This is a genomic window from Pseudomonas sp. Pseusp15, from assembly GCF_059492165.1.
On record NZ_CP168523.1, the window covers coordinates 3,290,098 to 3,307,490 of the forward strand.

Below are 17,393 nucleotides of genomic sequence, written 5' to 3' on the forward strand. Positions count from 1 at the left end.
TTTGACTGAATGGGCACCGACACGAGCAGCCTGACTTATTCATTCTCCAGTGCAAACGCCTCGACAATCTGCTCAATCACCGCCCGCACCCGCGCGGTGTGGCGCAGGTCCGCATGGGTCACCAGCCACACTTCATACGGCAGCGGGCGCGTGCGTTCCGGCCAGAGCCTGACCAGCCCATCGCGCTCGCCCATGTACACCGGGATCTCTCCCACCCCGAGACCTGCAGCAATCGAACGACGCACCAGCAGGCTGGAACTCAGGCTGGCGACAATCCGCCCACGGCTCAGGGGTTCCGAGACCAGGGTCATGTTCTTGTTGCCCTGCAAGTACGGCTGATACACCACCAGATCATGCCCCTCGAAGGCCGAGCCCGGTTGCGGCATGCCGTTGGCCTCGACATAACTTCGCGAGGCGAACAGCCCCACCGGCCAGCGCGCGATGCGCCGGGCGATCAGGTCGGGGTTGTCCGGCCGGGTGTTGCGCACGGCGATGTCGGCTTCACGCTTGGCCAGGCTGAGGATTTGCGTGGAGGCGTCCAACTGCACCCGCACGTCGGGGTGCACCGCATGCAAACGAGCGATAGCCGGGATCAGAAAATCGATGGCCAGAGAATCGGTAGTGCTGACGCGCACATTGCCGATCAATCGTTCGTCTAGGCCCTGAATCTGTCGCTCCAGCTCAAATGCCGAGTGCTCCATCTTTTCCACGGATTGCAACGCCGCTTCGCCGACCGCTGTCAGCGCATAGCCCTCGGATGTGCGCAGAAACAGGGTCGCGCTCAACGATTTTTCCAGCGCGGCGATTCGCCGGCCGACGGTTGCCTGATCGATCTTCAGCACCCGTGCCGCGCCGCGTAGCGTCGATTCGCGACAAACCGCCAAAAACACTCGCGCATCATCCCAATTCATGGCGTTTCCTGTAGCGATGCATATACGCATCATTGTAGCGCGAAATCGCAGCAATATTGCATCAGCGTTCCTCGATATGCTGGAGGCCAAGCACAAATTCACAGGACCGCTCCCATGCACAGCACCTCCCTCGACACTGGGCGCAGCGCGATCTGGCTGCCGATCTTCGCCGGCCTCTGCGCCAGCCTGGTCAGTATTGGTCTGGCGCGTTTTGCCTACACGCCGTTGATACCGTCGTTGATTCAGGCCCAGTGGTTTTCCGCCAGCGACGTGGTGTACCTCGGCGCCGCCAATCTGGTGGGCTACTTGATCGGCGCACTGATCGGCCATCCGCTGGCCCGTCGCACATCCAACAAAGCCGCTTTGCGGATGATGATGCTGGCGGTGACACTGGCCTTTTTTGCCTGTGCCTTTCCGTTATCGGTGAGTTGGTTCTTCGGTTGGCGATTGCTGTCGGGGATTGCCGGTGGCGCGATCATGGTACTGGTGGCGGCGACCGTGTTGCCCCATGTGCCCGCCTCGCGCCGAGGCCTGGCCAGCGGTGCGATTTTCCTCGGCATCGGCTTGGGCATCGCCGGCTCAGGCACCCTCGTTCCGCCGCTGCTGAGCCTTGGCTTACAGAACACTTGGCTTGGGCTCGGCGCCTTGGCCTTGATTCTGACCGCCGCCAGCTGGTTTGGCTGGCCGTCATCCGTTGCCAATGAAACGGCTGCACCACACGCTCAGCACACCAAATCGCCGTTTGATCCCAACCTTTATCTGCTGTTTGCACAGTACGCGTTCATGGCTGCCGGGCTGGTGCCAGCCATGGTGTTTCTGGTGGATTACGTGGCACGCGGCCTCGGTGCCGGGCCCCATGTCGGTGCACTGATTTGGGTGATGTACGGCCTCGGCGCGATAGTCGGGCCGGTGAGTTATGGCTTTCTAGCCGATCAACTGGGGGCGAAGCTGAGCATCCGCGTGGTCCTGGTGGTACAGGCGATTGCCGTCGGCCTGCTGGCTATATCGAGTTCGTTCACCGCCCTGGCCCTGCTGGCAGTCATCCTCGGTTCGTTCCCACCGGGCATCGTGCCGCTGGCGCTGGCCCGAGTGCATGAGCTGGTGCCACAACACCATCACCAGCAAGTGGCCTGGAGCCGCGCCACGGTTTCATTCGCAACCTTTCAGGCCATCGCCGGGTTTGCCTACTCGGCGCTGTTCAACGCCAGCGGCGGTCATCACGGGTTACTGTTCGTCATCGCGGCCGGGGCCATCGTCGTCGCGCTCTTGCTGGAACAGGCTTTGCGCTTGCTGAACCTGCGCGACCGGATGATGCCGGTGGGTTGTTCATGATCGCGCAACCCAAGTTTGCGGCTATCGATAACCACGCGCCTGCACGTTGAACAACTGCGCATAGCGCCCACCCGCCGCGACCAGGCTGTCGTGATCGCCTCGCTCAAGGATCGACCCCTGGTCCAGCACGATGATGTGGTCGGCATTGCGCACGCTGGAGAAGCGGTGAGAAATCAGCAACGTCATGCGCCCTTCGGTGTGTTGGCTGAAATGCTCGAACACCGCCGCTTCCGCCGCCGGATCCAGGGCCGAGGTCGGTTCGTCCAGGATCAGGATATCGGCGTCGCGGCGCATGTAGGCGCGAGACAAGGCGATCTTCTGCCATTGCCCACCGGACAGTTCCTGCCCACCGGCAAACCACCGTCCCAATTGCGTGGCGTAACCACGATCCAGACGCTCGATGAAAGGCGCGGCCATGCCTTCGGCGGCCGCTTGCTGCCAACGGGTTTCATCGTTGAACGCCAGGGTGTCGCCCACACCAATGTTCTCGCCGACGGAGAACTGGTAGCGAATGTAGTCCTGGAAAATCACGCCGATGCGCCGTCTCAGCGCCTCTTCTTCCCAGGCCTGCAAATCACTGCCATCCAACAGAATGCGGCCCTGATCAGGGCGATACAACCGCGTCAGCAACTTGATCAGCGTGGTTTTGCCCGAGCCGTTTTCCCCCACCAGCGCGACACTGTGTCCGGGCAACAGGTGCAGATCGATGCCCTGCAAAGCAGCGCGGCTCGCCCCCGGATAACGGAAACCGACACTCTCGAAACGCAACCCATCGCCGGGCACCGCACCCACTGTAAGGCTTCCGGCATCGGCCACCACCGGTTCGGCCAAATACTCATAGAGGCTCGACAGGTAAAGACCATCCTCATAGAGACCGCTGATCGCGCTCAAGCTGCTGCTCACCGCCGTCTGCCCCTGCTTGAACAGCACCAGGTACATGGTCATTTGCCCGAGGCTGATGCTGCCGTGAACGGTATCGACCACGACCCATGCATAGGCCAGATAAAACGCCGCGGTGCCCAGCAGTCCCAGCACAAACCCCCAGCCATCGCGACGCAACGTCAGGCGCCGGTCTTCGGCGTAGAGACGAGCAAACGTGTCCCGATAACGCTGCAACAACAGCGGCGCGAAGCCAAACAGCTTCACCTCTTTGATGTAGCCCTCATGGGAGAGCAGTGTCTCGATGTAGTTCTGCTGCCGACTCTCCGGCGCCCGGCGCGTGAACAGCCGAAAGGCATCCCCGGAAAAGTGCGCTTCGGCAAAGAACACCGGCAACGCCCCGACCACCAGCAGTACCAGCGCCCAGGGCGAAAAATGCACCAGCAACACGCCAAAGCTGATCAACACGATCAGGTTCTGGATCAGCCCCAGCGACTTCATCACCAGCGCCAATGGCCGGGTCGATGCCTCGCGCCGCACCCGAACCAGCTTGTCGTAGAACTCGGAGTTCTCGAACTGCACCAACGATAACGTCTGGGCCTTCTCCAGAATCATCGTGTTGACCTTCTGCCCCAACTGCACCCGCAACAGCGACTGCTGCACCGACAGCGCACGCTGCGTCCCGGACAGCAACGCAAGCACGCCCGCTTCAAACAGCACATAACGCACGACCGGCCACAACGGTGCGCTGCCCTGTTGCGCGTGCAACTGCATCGCGGTAACTACCGCGTCGACAATCCGCTGCCCCAACCAGGCTGCCAGTGCCGGCAGCACACCAGCGATCAGCGTCGCCAGCACCAACCCCAGAAACAGCCCGCGGGACGTACCCCAGACCAGCAACAAGGCACGCCTCGCCTGGTCGAGCAAAGAGGCGAAACGGGTAAGGACAGGCATGGGCGATGGACTCGGTGGCGGATGTAAAGGGGCGCGGCAGGTCATACGGCATGGGGAATGAGCAACGCCCACTTTACGTGGATATGAGGCGATAAGCCTCGCCTCGCCCATAGGAAAAACATCTAAAAAAGTATCGTCGCTCACCACGTTTTAGCGCTTTGCTATGAGGAGTCAATGCCTATCGGGATTGGTAGACGAACCTGAACGTCCAACCAATGTGCCCCACTCCATCACCGGGAGCAGAACATGAAAATCAATCCCTACCTGATCTTCAACGGCGACTGCCAGGATGCCTTCAACTTCTACGCCAAAAGCCTGCCTGGCCAGATCGAAGTCATGATGACCTTCGGCGAAACTCCGGCTCGCGACCATGTGCCAGCGGACTGCCACAACCTGATCATTCATACGCGCCTGTTGGTCGGGGATCAGTCGATCATGGGGTCGGATACCACACCCGATCGCCCCAGCGCCGGCATGAGCGGTTGTTCGGTGTCATTGAATGTCGACCGTGTGGTTGAGGCAGAGCGAGTGTTTGCGGCATTGGCGCAAGGCGGGAGTATTCAAATGCCATTGGAGACGACGTTCTGGGCGGCACGCTTCGGGATGCTGGTCGATCGGTTTGGCGTGTCATGGATGATTAATTGCGAAAAAGTCCAATGAACGGATCCCCCTTAGACTAATACTTTAGTATAATGGCCATTTAATATCAACCTTGGCTTTTTGTATTCAATCACCAGACGGAATAACTACACTGTTCACAAAATCAGCTCTTGACATAAAATATTACAAATATAATGTAAAAGGAGTCAATTAATATCCCCCCCGCTCTCATCTGCCCTAAAAAGAGGCGACAGTTGAACTGGCGCCTTTCGAGCGCGCACCTAGACTGCCATAGAACACCGTGGAATATTCTTATAAATCAACTCCAGAAATCAAAAATGCGGACTTCCGCACAATTTATACGCAAGACTTCTCAGTGATGCCTCATTCTGTAGCCCGGTCCGCGGATCAGCCTCGCTTCAGTATTGATCATAGAAAAGTCAACCTAGAGGGCCTAGTCCGACGCAAAGGCGCTCACCAACTAAATCGGATATCAAAAAATCAAATTGGCTAAAGCCTCCACAGTTGGCTATGTCATTGATTCAACTGAAACTACTGGCAATCAAATGGCACCTGCTGACAAGCTCAAAATGTTATAAAAAGTCAGATAATTTCAGTATTTTGTGTATTAAGATTGCAGCGCCAGCACATATGAGTAATTTGCACGATGAGTACTGAGAGCAAAATCGAAAATAGCCAGAGGGGTATTCTCGCTATTGGGCGCACTTGGCGCTCGGCAGAGAAACTTCGACAGTTATTTGCACCAAATCTCACACATATATATACATTAGATTACACAAACCCATTAAACCCAGATAGCGAAACTCAAGCCCACGATGCCGTACTAATCGACATTGAAAGCCCTTCCATTCTTAATGACTGCCTGGCGCTCATCAAGAAACTACGTACGAGCCCAACAGAACTGTCCATTATCGTTGCAATCAATTTTCGCGCTCCGCAAACCAAAATTGAATGTTACCTGGCCGGTGCAGATCATTGTATCAATGTACCTAACGACCAGGATGAAAAAGCCAGGTTAATTTCAGAGTTGCTCGAAACACCTGAATGGCAGCCTGCCATTAAGTTGACCTTGGACCAAACATGCCTGCACTTATACAACGATGAGCTCAAACTGGATCTGGCTTATCAGGAAATGAAAGCCCTGGATGCGCTTATCAATGCAGAAGGTAATATCCTGCACCATGACTCCATGGCCGAATCCATGGGTTTGAATATCAAACTCTATGACTCACGTGTTCTGGAGAAATCCATAAGCCGCCTTCGAAACAAAATCAAAAAGCACTTCGGCATTAACATCATTCATAGTGTTCGCGGTTATGGCTATCGATTGCTCCGAGGGGTCGTTTCAGTAAAGCAAGCAAACTTTCATTCTTAAAGGGACTAAACGATGGAGTCCAGCAGGCAATATACCGTGCAAGATAACTTCGCAATGGTTTTCTTCAGGCAATCAATTCTCAAGCGAAACGATGAATTGTTCGGCAGTGAGATTTATGCCAAAGCGACCAAACAACAGACACCTCTGAACAAGGGGTATCAGCCATTGCATCCCGATCACCCGCTGGCGATTTATCGTGAAGTACTGATGCGGATCCAATTAAATGCCCTTTCACAGATCGAGGCCACGTCGTCCCCATCCGTACAGACACCCAATAAATTATTCGTGACCATGAACCAATCCGCGTTATTGGATAAAGCGTTCATCCGAGAACTGAACGACGCTCAAACGACACTCAAGAAGCATGAACAACAGTTAATCCCCAGCATTAACGGCAGTTCGCTCCTTTCGTTCAATCTCAAAGAAAAAAGAACTATTATCAATCATATTCATTTATTGAAGGACAACGGAATCGAGATCGCTTTCGATGGCTATGACTTAAGCGATGACAGCGCTGACAAACTGATCAGCCCGAAGCTGTTCGATTACATAAAAGTGGACCTGACCCGGTCCAACTTCGACATCATGGTCGATAACAGTCAGGACTTTTTCAACAGGTCTTACGACTGCCTGAGCAGCATGATCCATGACAGCAAGATCAGGTTCATTGCGGACCGGGTCGAGCACAAAGCACTGCACACACTGGCCCGCAGCATGCCTTTCGATTTTTTCCAGGGCAGGTACTACTCGCCTACCGAGGTTATTTAAGCTTAAAAAATTTCACCAAACTAGGAAGGAGCCTTATTGTGAATACGCCAAACAACAGCTTTCTAATTTTCACCCGAGATCAACTGGCACGACAAGCTATAGAATCGCTTCTCGCACAACGCCTGCATCTATCTTTTGAAATCGAATCTGGCAAACTCAGCAGCGAACGCATCCGAAAGAGTCGATTCACGCACATCCTGCTCGACCAGGCCGATATCTCGCTGAGCGATGTCAGCTTTATCCGCAAAAATCAAAAAGATGCGGAAATCATACTCATAACTCCCAACTCGGAGCATTCAGAACTTCATCACTTCTCGCACTTCGGGGTTGATGGATTTCTCAAGAAACCGGTGGCAGACGAAGAGTTCATCTCTGCAGTCAGCCGGGTTAAAGAGTCGCAGGGTAACCCCGACATCTGGTGGTTTAATGCCGACGACAGAACATTAATCAAGGAAGATATAACCATCCCATTGACCGGCACCGAATCGTTAATGCTCACCCAACTGGTCATCAGTGATCGACGGGTACTCAGCAAGAACGATCTTATTCTACGTATCGATAAAGACCCGGAGAATTACAGCGGCCTTGAAATGTGCTTGAGCCGACTGCAGAAAAAATTCAAGACTGCCGCCAACGGGGAACGCCTGATTCGCTCGGTCAGAAACCGTGGTTATTGCCTGGCACAAAGGATCAGAATCGCATACTGATTGAAATCGCAAAAACAATAACAATAAATGCGATTTCCCGCTCAACCCGATACCGCTTGACTGCCTAACCACCTCACCTCGTACTTCCCGCCGCCTGTCCCTCGCACATATTTCTCTCCATAGTTCCTGCCGGATCCCTCCCCATGGCGGGCAAGCGCTTATCGGAATGCTGCAATTTTATAGACGATTTAGTGATGCCCTCCTAATAAAAGAGCACGACCTTTTATAACATGAGCCCTGGAAGTGGTGTCCGTTATAATTCGTCAGACACCCACAAAGATTAAGGTACTAGTATAAAAACCGGACACTGAGACAACCGTATCAGCTGACTTGAAAACAACATTCGGATGGCCAGCCATAGCCCGCGTTATTCCCTTCCAATAATAAAAATAATCTCTGACCGAACTGCGCTCGCTCAGCCTTTGCGCGCGGCTGCCATTTATTAACCGTCGACTGATACACAACGTGGCGCACGCCCGAGGGACACCGCGATGGTACATAATCGTATTAATCGAAACAGCATATCCAAAGGACTGACCTTCTGGGGGCAATGGATAATTGCCATCACTTCGGTCAATGCGTTGTTATTTGCTCTGGCGTTGTACCAGACAGGAGAAATCGAAGCTCATTATCGTGTGCTTGCCGTGCTGACGTTCCTGGGTTCGGTCCCTTCTTACTCCCTGCTGCTGGTCTATCACAAGCAGCATGGATACCTCTCCGGCCTGGGTCGACTGCTGCTGGGGTGGCTGCTGACACTGACCGGCCTGACCAGCATCGGCTTTCTCAGCAAGACCAGCGAATTGTTCTCCCGGGAAATCATCATGGTCTGGGCTGTGGCAGGTTATTGCGTGCAGGCCTTGCTGTACCTGCCTCTGCATAGTTTTTCCAGACACTACCACCGGCAATTGCACAGCCAAAATAACACCCTGATCATCGGCACCGACCAACTGGCGGTGAATCTGGCGGACAAACTGGCCAAAACCGAGTATCCGCCGCTGGTCGGCCTGATCAGCTCAAAACCCAACGAGCTGTCGACCAACGTCAATACCCACCGGATCGTGGGCCAGTTGCAGGAGCTGCGCGAGCTGATCCGGGTGCACGATGTCCGGCGGTTGTACATCGCGCTGCCCTTGAGCGAAGCCAAACAGGTCGAAGCGCTGTACATCGACCTTCTCGACTCGAATGTGGATGTGGTCTGGGTTCCCGACCTGGGCAGCATGACGTTGCTCAATCATTCCGTCAGCGAGCTGGATGGCCTGCCCGCCATCCACCTCAATGAAAGCCCGCTGACCAGTTACCCGACAGCGGCACTCAGCAAGACCCTGCTGGACAGAGGTCTCGCCGCCCTGGCGCTGATCGCCTTCAGTCCACTGCTGCTGGTGATTGCCGTCGCAGTGAAGATCTCCTCCCCGGGGCCGATCATTTTCAAACAGGAACGGCACGGCTGGAACGGCAAGATCATCAAGGTCTGGAAATTCCGCTCCATGCGCCTGCACGACGACCATCAAGTCCGCCAGGCCGGCCGTGAAGACCCTCGCATTACCCCGGTTGGCCGTTTCATTCGACGCACGTCCATCGATGAACTGCCGCAGTTCTTCAACGTACTGCAAGGCCATATGGCGCTGGTCGGGCCGCGGCCGCACGCGATTGCCCATAACGACTACTACACCGGCAAGATCCAGGCCTACATGGCCCGTCATCGAATCAAACCGGGCATCACCGGGCTGGCCCAGATCAGTGGCTGCCGTGGCGAAACCGAGACCCTCGACAAGATGCAAAAGCGCGTGGAGATCGACCTCAACTACATCAATAATTGGTCGTTGTGGCTCGACATCAAGATCCTGATCAAGACGCCCTTTACGCTCTTTTCCAAGGACATCTATTAACCGCTGCGATTCGCCCCCCGCCTGTTCTTCAGCCTGTGGCTAACAGGGCCGCAGTCCGGGCAGTCAGATCTCTGACTGCCCGGAGCCCCTCTCCCCGCCTCACCCCATTTACCCTTTGTTTTGTAGCAACTGCCGACGGCTGCGTTCGCCCGTAGCAGCTGTCGATGCTGCGAGGATGCGTTCGGCAGCAAGGGTCAACGGTTACAACATGCCGACAAACTGCCGGGTACCTAACGCCTTTTCAACGTACCCAGTACCTTGAAATCAATTATCCCATCAACACGCCGATACAATTTGCCAGCATGTCGTAGGGCGAAGCCGTGCGCAGCGGTATCAAACCTTGCGCAAGCTCAATGAGTACGCCGGTGAGCAAACACCCCAAGGCTGTCCAGACAAACTTCACATTGGGAAAAGGCAGACGGCAACCGCACGCAAACACCAGAAAGCGTATCCAGTGCTGCGTTCGACTGCGCAGCAGTCGTCCAGCCAGAACTTGCGGTGTATCAGGTAGATCAATCACGACTGCTACGCAGCCGAACGCAGCCTCGCAGGCTCGGCAGCTGCTACAGATTGCATTACGGAACATATGCCGGATGGAGTGGCAAGAGAGGTGTTGCTGGAGGGGGATATAGCGAGGATCAACGGTTACAACATGCCGACGAACTGCCAGGTGCCTAAAGCCTTTTCAGCGTACCCAGTACCTTGAAATCAATAACCCCATCAACACGCCGATACTATTTGCCAGCATGTCGTAGGGCGAAGCCGTGCGCAGCGGCATCAAACCTTGCGCGAGCTCAATGAGTACGCCGATGAGCAAACACCCCAAGGCTGTCCAGACAAACTTCACATTGGGGAAAGCCAGACGGCAACTGCATGCAAACACCAGAAAGCCGATCCAGTGATGGATCTTGTCCTCTTCGGCAAACAACTCCGGGATCGGCTTAGCGCGCAATCCCGCGAACAGCAGTATCGCCGTCACCATGGCAAAGGCCAGGCCCCTGAGCCAGAACGGCAACTCGATCAAGCCTTTGAGCCACGTGATCATTCGGTAATTTTCTCGAAGTTGTTGTAGAACAAGCTGCTGTCACGCCCGTCGGTCATGGTCTGCAATGAGTAGGCACGGTTCAGGCGCGCACCACCATCGCGAGTCAGTGGCGCCCAGACGATATTGGCACGACGCATGGTCGAGGTACTCAACAGCTCGTCGAACGGGATGGAAATGTAGATGCCTTTGTCAAAGCTACCCTCGCCATATTCCGCCTTCGACGCAGTGGTCAAGGTGACCCAGCCGCCAAACTTCACGCCGTTCTTGAACTCCCGTGACAAGTCGACAGTGGTGCCCCAGTCCCGTGCCAGGTAACGCCCGACGCTGACCGCTGCAAGCATGTCATTGGGCAATTCAGTATAGCTGGTGACATGACCCGTTATGGTCTGGTAATCGCGCAGGCCAAAGCCCTGATCAAAATCCCGCTGGCGCACAAAGTTCAGATCGGCGCCCAATGACCAGCGTTTCCCCGTGGGTCGATACAGCACTTCGCTGCCGACCCCGGCATACATGGATTCCAGATACCCGCCATAGACCATGCCATACCAGTCCCGATCCAGCTGCGCCGCGTGGTTGAACTGGAACGTCGGCATCGTCACATCGGAGGTGGTCAGGTATTGACGCAAATCGGTGCGCACTCGCGGCAACCCGCTCGGTGCGTCGTAGGTGAACTTGTCGTAGTTGTTCAGCAGGTTGACGCTGAGCAGGCCGCTCCACCAGGTGTTGCGGGTGAAACGGTACTCCGCATCGGCATCAGCGGTGAACTGATAGAGCAAGCCATTGGGGCCGCCAATATTCTGTTTGTAGCCCAGGCCCAAGCCATAGCTGAACGGTTCCAGCGCCTGGGTATAGAGCGTGGTTTCCCGGTGTGCAGTCGCCGGGTTAACCTCGGTCGTACGGTGCAGATCCTTCAGCGGCTGGTCGTTGTTCACCACCGCGCGGAAGGTTTCTCGCGGCACGCTGGTTTCTTCGATAGACATGTCATAACGCTGATTCACCAGGGTGAACCAGTCGATGTCCTGATTGACGCTGTTATCGAGAATCCGGCTGGCCCGCCCGACGGCCTTGGCCGAATAAAAATAGCGAGATTGCTCGCCATACACCATCAACTCCGAGCCGCGCTGGGTAATGCGTTTGACCTTGTAGCCGGCATTTTGCTGCAGCCGGTTGGAGACATCGGCCCAGTTGACTTGATCGGGCGGAGTCGACGGTGCCTGCGCGGGCAGCCGCTCGGCGGGAGGATCATAGGTCTTGACCGGTGCCTTGCGGCTGACAAAGTTGGTGTGCAGGGTGATGCCGAACATCGCCGTATTGCCACGCTCCCATCCGGCGCTCAGGTCGACGCTGTCGGCCAGCTTGTAGACCACGCCGACGTTGATCGGCAGGTCTTGCTTGAGCGGGTTGTCCAGTGGCTCATTCTTGTAATCGTTGCCCTCGTACTCGATCTTCAGGCTCAGTGGTTCCCAGGGCGTTTGATAGGCAATCCCGCCAAACAACGAAGGGCGGCCCCTGAAGTACGCGTTGGTGTTCACGTCCCCTGCCCTGGCCACAGCCGCCGTGCTCTGTGGCCGGTCGTTGAATTGGCTGCCCAATACCGACAGCGGGTTACTGAAATCCCCACGATTACCCAGATAACCCCAGGCAATGCCGAGGCTGAAATCCAGGTCGCCATAACGCTTGTTGGCGACGAAATACTCGCTGGAAAACAGCCCGGTACCACCGATATCCCGGGCGCCGATAGCGACCTGCGGGGCCCAGTGAGTTTCTTCCCAAAGCCGCGCTTTCAAGTCGATGGCCTTGTCTTTGAAGCTCTGGCCGTCGCTAAAGTCCTCGGGGCCGTAATTACGGTTGGTGATCGCTGTGTAACGAAACGACCCTTCCAGCCAATCAAGCGGCTGCAAGGAAAAACTGTAGCGCGAATAAGGGTCGGTACGGCTGGCCGTAACGCTCAACTCCCCCGCCGGGGCCATGCGCGCGGTGGGGGTCTGTAACAGACCAACGCCACCAAAATCACTCTGTGTGTAGCGCGGTTCGCCGTGAGCCAATCCGCAGGGCAGGAGCAATGCAGCAGCAAAACGTAACTTCAACGGGCACTTCAAGGGGCCACCTCAGCCAGCGGTTGAGTGGCGAGAAACTCGGCCAGTTGTTGATTGAGCTCAGGGGTCGGCGTCTCGAGATCGTCGCTCCTGATCGGCACCAGGATCTTGCTGCCGGGCGCCACAATGATGCCGTCCTCACGATTCCATGCCGCCACGCCCACGCGCCGAACCTGGCCGTCAGGCTGGATCAGCCACAGATAGTCGCCCTCGGCGTCGCCAAGAATGGCGCAGTCACGGGCATAGGCACGCACTTCCTGCAGGGCTCGGTAAGGCACCTGGCAAGGCTGCGCGACCGCCCCGAAAACTTCCACGGTGGACGGCCGCTGGGGGTAAATCAGATGGTCGCCATCATCCAGCAGCGCGTTACGGGCGAACCCCGTTTCCACAGCGATCGGATCGAGCACCGCGACCTGACGTCCGGTGACCGGCAGTTGCGCGACCTGCTCATATAGGCGCGCGCTCAATTCTGCTCGCGTGTTTTTGCCATCGAGCAAGGCCCCCCGTTGCAGCAGTTTCAGATCGAACAAAACACCTGCCTTCAAGCGCGTCTGCTTGTCCACTAATGAACGGTGCAGCCACGCCGCGCCCAGCCAGTAACTTTCGGCATTGGGTTGGGCGTTACGAATGACATCCAGCAAGCGCGCACCGGGCTTGATTTCGAATTGGCCAGGGCTGCGCACATCACCGCTGACCGTGACGGCCGCTTGGCCCACGCCCGGGCCGATCAACAGCAGGCCAAGCAAAAAAAGGTTTGAACACTTCACCGGGCAGCTCCCCGATCACGGCGCACCTGCACGATTTTCAGAAACAGTTGCGGCGTCAGATGCTGCTCGCTGCGCAGGATGAAACCGTCCTGGGGGTCGACCCAGTAGCGGTTGGTGGCGCGGAAATTCAGGGTGGGTGCATCCACCTGCTCGTCGATACGTAGCAAGGCGTAATCCTTGTCCAGAATGCTGATGGTCTCGATACCGTGAGGACTGAAACGGCTGTTGACCGCGATACCAATGCGGTTGCCGTTATAGATGTCGATCCAGCGCGTGCTGGTATAGCCGTCAGGCAAATGCTGAAGGCCGCGCTTGAAGGGCGACTCATCATTGAAACGAGTACCATCCAGGGAAGCGCCCAGCCCGACAGTGCGCACCACCAGGCCGTCGCGCATCAGCAGCACTTGCTTGCCGGAAGCGACCCAGAACTGCAGGTCGCCCCGCCGACGAGCCATGGCCATCACGCCCTCACTGGAGGGGGTGGTGACCAGGATCTGCGGATATGGCACAGCGTCGACCTGAGCACGGGTCAAATTGATGGAGGCAGGCCCCGCGACAGATGTTTCAAGGGTGTCCCAGGAGGCCTTCATCAACGGGTTACACCCGCACAACAAGAGCGCCATCGTCAGGCCGGCGCAGGTAGGCAAAGTTTTCACGGCGGGATTGAGCCTTATCTGCTGTTGGCTTCGCTGAGATCGTTAAGTGAGCTGGCACCGGTCCCCAGGATAGTGGCCGTAGGCAGAAGCTGGCTGATCAGACGGTTCCAGCGCGTCACGCCGGCCGGGCCGACATAGACGATGTCTTGCGGTTGCAAGTCGAAACGGGTGGCCAGTACCAGGGCCGACGGGGATTCGGCGTCGAGCTGGAACACCTTGGCCGGTTCAGTTTCCAGATGGTCGGCGCCGCGAATCACGTACACCGCATTACCGTTGGAGGTGGTCTGGTTCAAGCCCCCCACTGTGCCCAGCGCATCGGTCAGGTTGATCGATTTGCCTTTGAAGCTCAGCGCGCGAGGCGCGTTGACCTCACCCATGACATAGATCCGCTTTTGGTCGTTATAGGGCAGGTACAGCCGGTCGCCGCCCTTGAGGTAAACACCTTGCAGCTGTGAATCCTGGCGATTGAGGGTGTCCAGATCGAGCTTGTATTCGCGCCCGTCCCGGGTCAGCGTCAGGCCTGACAGGTCTGCGTTCGAGGGGTCCACACCGGCCGCGCCAACGGCCTCCACCACGCTCAGCGGCGTGGTAGTGATTGGCTGCTGCCCAGCTTTGAGCACCGCACCGGAAATCACCACGGTCTGGCTGGCGAAGCGCAATACGCTGACGTCGACTTGGGGGCTTTCGACAAATTGCGACAAGCGCTCGGCAATAAAGGCCCGCAACTCTTCGATGGTTTTACCGGCGGCCGGGATATTACCGATATAGGGATAAAACAACGTACCGTCCGGACGCACCAGACGCCCGTTGGCATCGATTTGCTGTTGCGGCCCCGAAGGCGCCGTCAACTCGGGGTGATCCCAGACCGTGATAAATAGCAGGTCGTTGGCACCCACGCGATAACCGCCTGGAACGTAGGACAACAACGCTGGGGGAACGGGTTCGCGAACTTGCGTGGCCGCATCCATGGCAATCAATTTAGGCGTGATGGGAACAAGCTCTACCCGGCTACTTTCCGGAGAGCCGTCACTGACCATTTGACTGGTGTCCATATGTTGACCAGGCGAAAACATACAGCCGTGCAAGCTGATACTTGCCAGCATAACAACAGATAATCTACGGATCATAAGGGCACTACGCTAGTCGAGGGCAAATCTAAAACAAGATCACCCAGAAAGTTCTGAGTGATCTTGAACAACATACTTCGCGGGGTTTAGTTGGTACCCGTCGTACCACTAGTACCGGTTGTGCCACCTGTTCCAGAGGTACCGCCATTGGAACTGCCTCCAGAGTTTGAAGCGGCCGCCGCAGCGCCGATAATGGCCGCGCCGATCACCACGGTTTCTGCGACCGTCACTCCCCCAACCAGCGGGGTACTCAAGGACAATGGCTCGCTCACCTCTTCGCTCACTGCTTCGCTCGCCGTTTTGCTCGCCGTTTTGCTCGCCGGCTCATCCGCCGCCAACGCTGCAGTGCTCATGACAGCCAGCAAGCCGGCCGTAAGTAGTTTCTTCATATCAGACTCCTTCTCGACATCAACTCTGCATTAGATTTGAGACTAAGGGACCGGGAATGGAACAGCAGGTGAATGAACTGACACCCGTCAATTGAACGAGACAGTTCATGCACATTGCCTCCTTTGGAGAATGTCATTTATAGAGAGTGCATGCCATACGCCAAACCTCGTCACATCATGGACAAAAGCGCTTGCACCGAGCAGGACTTATTGACGGAAAAAGGCAATTTTCCAAGATGTTTGCTACATGAGAAGGCATTTTCGGCACAAACTCCCGAGCAAAAGTCACTCCCCCTTCACGCCTATTGTTATTATTAGTCAGGATTTTCCCGGTATCCTGTCCCGCTAGGTTCTATTGTGACTGAACATTCAAGGCTAAATAACATCAGGTCATAAATAGTTAATGTTAACTATAGACCAATATTAACCCGTCATTCCCCGTTCAACACCGCGCGCAAGCGTGGGTTGCGCAAGTCTTTTTCCGAGAGTTGAGGCGATTCAACGGGCCAGGTAATGCCCAGCTCCGGATCATTCCAGAGCAGCCCACCCTCATCCTCGGGGAAATACAGATCGGTGCATTTGTATTGAAAATCGGCGGTATCGCTGAGCACGCAGAAGCCGTGGGCATAACCCGGCGGCACCCATAGCTGCAGATGGTTGTCGGCGGTCAACTTGACCCCTACATGTTCACCGCAAGTGGCCGATTCGGGATTGATGTCCACCACCACGTCGTACACCGCACCTTGGGTAACCCGCACCAACTTGCCCTGGGGCCGGGTCCGCTGGAAGTGCAAACCGCGCAATACGCCATACTGCGAGCGTGAGTGATTGTCTTGGACGAAAGGCAACTCGATGCCGGCGTCGCGATAACGCTGTTCGTGATAACTCTCGAGAAAGAACCCACGGGCATCGCCAAACACCTTGGGCTCGATAATCAGTACGCCGGGCAATCGGGTGTTGATGACATTCATTTCGAAGGCTCCGTCGTTAGTACGCGCGCCAGGTATTGTCCGTAACCGGTTTTGTGTAACGCGGTGGCTTGTTTATCCAGTTCCGCAGCCGACAACCAACCCTGGTGATAGGCCACCTCTTCAAGGCAGGCCACCTTCAAGCCCTGCCGCGCTTCGATGGTCTGGACGAAATGCCCGGCCTCCATCAACGAATCATGGGTCCCGGTGTCCAGCCAGGCAAAACCACGCCCCAGCACACTGACGTGCAGATCCCCGCGTTGTAGATAAGCATTGTTCACGTCGGTGATTTCAAGCTCACCGCGTACCGAAGGCTTGACTTGCTTGGCGATGCTCACCACGTCTTTGTCGTAGAAATACAAACCGGTGACAGCATGGTCGGACTTCGGATGCGCAGGCTTCTCTTCGATCGAGATCGCCTTGCCGCTCTCGTCGAACTCGACAACGCCAAAACGATCCGGGTCGCTGACTCGATATCCAAAAACAGTGGCACCGGTCTGTCGTTGTGACGCTTCGCGCAACAAGGCGCTGAAGCCATAACCGTAGAAAATGTTGTCGCCCAGAATCAGCGCCACATTGCTGTCGCCGATGAACTCCTCGCCGATCAGAAAGGCCTGCGCCAGGCCATCAGGAGAAGGCTGTTCTGCATAACTGAGTTCAATGCCGAAAGAAGAACCATCACCCAGCAAGTTCTGGAAGTTGGGCAAGTCCTGGGGCGTGGAAATAATCAATATCTCGCGAATGCCCGCCAGCATTAATACCGACAGCGGATAATAAATCATCGGCTTGTCGTAGACCGGCAGCAGCTGTTTGGACACACCACGGGTAATGGGATGCAAGCGGGTGCCGGAGCCTCCCGCCAGAATGATACCTTTCATAGGGGATTCCCTTCGAAGTTAAATAGAGGCAAGT

At 56.2% G+C, this 17,393-nt stretch carries 16 protein-coding genes; 6 read left to right on the top strand and 10 right to left on the bottom strand.

Translation table 11 applies throughout. The annotated features are described in order from the left end of the window. Positions 1-35 precede the first annotated feature (35 nt). Positions 36-911 (bottom strand): LysR family transcriptional regulator, encoded by an 876-nt coding sequence (locus ACEN8R_RS14875; RefSeq protein ID WP_018928255.1) that lies wholly within the window; start codon positions 909-911, stop codon positions 36-38. A gap of 114 nt (positions 912-1,025) precedes the next feature. Here ACEN8R_RS14875 and ACEN8R_RS14880 point away from each other — a divergent pair, with 114 nt between their 5' ends. After that, complete coding sequence (locus ACEN8R_RS14880; protein WP_230138981.1) at positions 1,026-2,243, top strand: YbfB/YjiJ family MFS transporter; 1,218 nt, start codon at positions 1,026-1,028, stop codon at positions 2,241-2,243. Positions 2,244-2,264: 21 nt separating this feature from the next. Here the strand turns inward: ACEN8R_RS14880 and ACEN8R_RS14885 are convergent, their stop codons facing one another. Then, on the bottom strand, positions 2,265-4,076 hold the full coding sequence (locus ACEN8R_RS14885) for an ABC transporter ATP-binding protein (RefSeq protein ID WP_018928257.1): 1,812 nt from the start codon (positions 4,074-4,076) through the stop codon (positions 2,265-2,267). 246 nt (positions 4,077-4,322) lie between these two features. Between ACEN8R_RS14885 and ACEN8R_RS14890 the strand changes: the two genes are divergently transcribed. The 5 genes from ACEN8R_RS14890 to ACEN8R_RS14910 all read left to right on the top strand — a co-directional run bounded on the left by ACEN8R_RS14890 (position 4,323) and on the right by ACEN8R_RS14910 (position 9,433). Continuing rightward, positions 4,323-4,736: a VOC family protein gene (locus tag ACEN8R_RS14890; protein WP_495624165.1), complete on the top strand. Its 414-nt coding sequence runs from the start codon at positions 4,323-4,325 to the stop codon at positions 4,734-4,736. 607 nt (positions 4,737-5,343) lie between these two features. Further along, positions 5,344-6,072, top strand: a complete 729-nt coding sequence (locus tag ACEN8R_RS14895) for a winged helix-turn-helix domain-containing protein (RefSeq protein WP_495624166.1) — start codon at positions 5,344-5,346, stop codon at positions 6,070-6,072. 12 nt (positions 6,073-6,084) lie between these two features. Further along, positions 6,085-6,840, top strand: a complete 756-nt coding sequence (locus ACEN8R_RS14900) for an EAL domain-containing protein (RefSeq protein ID WP_495624167.1) — start codon at positions 6,085-6,087, stop codon at positions 6,838-6,840. Between the two features lie 38 nt (positions 6,841-6,878). Continuing rightward, on the top strand, positions 6,879-7,547 hold the full coding sequence (locus ACEN8R_RS14905; RefSeq protein WP_018928261.1) for a winged helix-turn-helix domain-containing protein: 669 nt from the start codon (positions 6,879-6,881) through the stop codon (positions 7,545-7,547). A gap of 491 nt (positions 7,548-8,038) precedes the next feature. Next, entirely contained in the window at positions 8,039-9,433 is a 1,395-nt protein-coding gene (locus tag ACEN8R_RS14910) for an undecaprenyl-phosphate glucose phosphotransferase (protein ID WP_018928262.1), read from the top strand. Positions 9,434-10,118: 685 nt separating this feature from the next. On the opposite strand, the gene ACEN8R_RS14915 is transcribed toward ACEN8R_RS14910, so the two are convergent. The 8 genes from ACEN8R_RS14915 to rfbA form a co-directional block, all read right to left on the bottom strand. Beyond that, positions 10,119-10,478: a VanZ family protein gene (locus ACEN8R_RS14915; protein ID WP_495624168.1), complete on the bottom strand. Its 360-nt coding sequence runs from the start codon at positions 10,476-10,478 to the stop codon at positions 10,119-10,121. Continuing rightward, positions 10,475-12,565, bottom strand: a complete 2,091-nt coding sequence (locus tag ACEN8R_RS14920; protein WP_495624169.1) for a YjbH domain-containing protein — start codon at positions 12,563-12,565, stop codon at positions 10,475-10,477. Before ACEN8R_RS14920 ends, ACEN8R_RS14915 begins: the two co-directional genes overlap by 4 nt. Before the next feature lie 8 nt (positions 12,566-12,573). After that, positions 12,574-13,341: a capsule biosynthesis GfcC family protein gene (locus ACEN8R_RS14925; RefSeq protein WP_495624170.1), complete on the bottom strand. Its 768-nt coding sequence runs from the start codon at positions 13,339-13,341 to the stop codon at positions 12,574-12,576. Continuing rightward, the gene (locus ACEN8R_RS14930) at positions 13,338-13,997 is read right to left on the bottom strand and encodes a YjbF family lipoprotein (protein WP_428635541.1); all 660 of its coding nucleotides are present in this window, start codon (positions 13,995-13,997) and stop codon (positions 13,338-13,340) included. Before ACEN8R_RS14930 ends, ACEN8R_RS14925 begins: the two co-directional genes overlap by 4 nt. Before the next feature lie 14 nt (positions 13,998-14,011). Further along, positions 14,012-15,124 (bottom strand): polysaccharide biosynthesis/export family protein, encoded by a 1,113-nt coding sequence (locus ACEN8R_RS14935; RefSeq protein WP_258613398.1) that lies wholly within the window; start codon positions 15,122-15,124, stop codon positions 14,012-14,014. An 86-nt stretch (positions 15,125-15,210) separates the two neighbouring features. Further along, on the bottom strand, positions 15,211-15,513 hold the full coding sequence (locus ACEN8R_RS14940; RefSeq protein ID WP_258613397.1) for a hypothetical protein: 303 nt from the start codon (positions 15,511-15,513) through the stop codon (positions 15,211-15,213). Positions 15,514-15,944: 431 nt separating this feature from the next. Then, on the bottom strand, positions 15,945-16,484 hold the full coding sequence (gene rfbC, locus ACEN8R_RS14945; protein WP_064616871.1) for a dTDP-4-dehydrorhamnose 3,5-epimerase: 540 nt from the start codon (positions 16,482-16,484) through the stop codon (positions 15,945-15,947). After that, a complete protein-coding gene (gene rfbA / locus ACEN8R_RS14950; protein WP_064616870.1) occupies positions 16,481-17,359 on the bottom strand; it encodes a glucose-1-phosphate thymidylyltransferase RfbA in 879 nt (292 codons plus the stop codon). Before rfbA ends, rfbC begins: the two co-directional genes overlap by 4 nt. Positions 17,360-17,393 lie beyond the last annotated feature (34 nt).

Excerpts from the sequence above, each read along its gene's own strand:
- ACEN8R_RS14875 (WP_018928255.1), bottom strand. The coding sequence starts at position 911 with ATGAATTGGGATGATGCGCGAGTGTTTTTGGCGGTTTGTCGCGAATCG.
- ACEN8R_RS14880 (WP_230138981.1), top strand. The coding sequence starts at position 1,026 with ATGCACAGCACCTCCCTCGACACTGGGCGCAGCGCGATCTGGCTGCCG.
- ACEN8R_RS14885 (WP_018928257.1), bottom strand. The coding sequence starts at position 4,076 with ATGCCTGTCCTTACCCGTTTCGCCTCTTTGCTCGACCAGGCGAGGCGT.
- ACEN8R_RS14890 (WP_495624165.1), top strand. The coding sequence starts at position 4,323 with ATGAAAATCAATCCCTACCTGATCTTCAACGGCGACTGCCAGGATGCC.
- ACEN8R_RS14895 (WP_495624166.1), top strand. The coding sequence starts at position 5,344 with ATGAGTACTGAGAGCAAAATCGAAAATAGCCAGAGGGGTATTCTCGCT.
- ACEN8R_RS14900 (WP_495624167.1), top strand. The coding sequence starts at position 6,085 with ATGGAGTCCAGCAGGCAATATACCGTGCAAGATAACTTCGCAATGGTT.
- ACEN8R_RS14910 (WP_018928262.1), top strand. The coding sequence starts at position 8,039 with ATGGTACATAATCGTATTAATCGAAACAGCATATCCAAAGGACTGACC.
- ACEN8R_RS14915 (WP_495624168.1), bottom strand. The coding sequence starts at position 10,478 with ATGATCACGTGGCTCAAAGGCTTGATCGAGTTGCCGTTCTGGCTCAGG.
- ACEN8R_RS14935 (WP_258613398.1), bottom strand. The coding sequence starts at position 15,124 with ATGATCCGTAGATTATCTGTTGTTATGCTGGCAAGTATCAGCTTGCAC.
- ACEN8R_RS14940 (WP_258613397.1), bottom strand. The coding sequence starts at position 15,513 with ATGAAGAAACTACTTACGGCCGGCTTGCTGGCTGTCATGAGCACTGCA.
- rfbC (WP_064616871.1), bottom strand. The coding sequence starts at position 16,484 with ATGAATGTCATCAACACCCGATTGCCCGGCGTACTGATTATCGAGCCC.
- rfbA (WP_064616870.1), bottom strand. The coding sequence starts at position 17,359 with ATGAAAGGTATCATTCTGGCGGGAGGCTCCGGCACCCGCTTGCATCCC.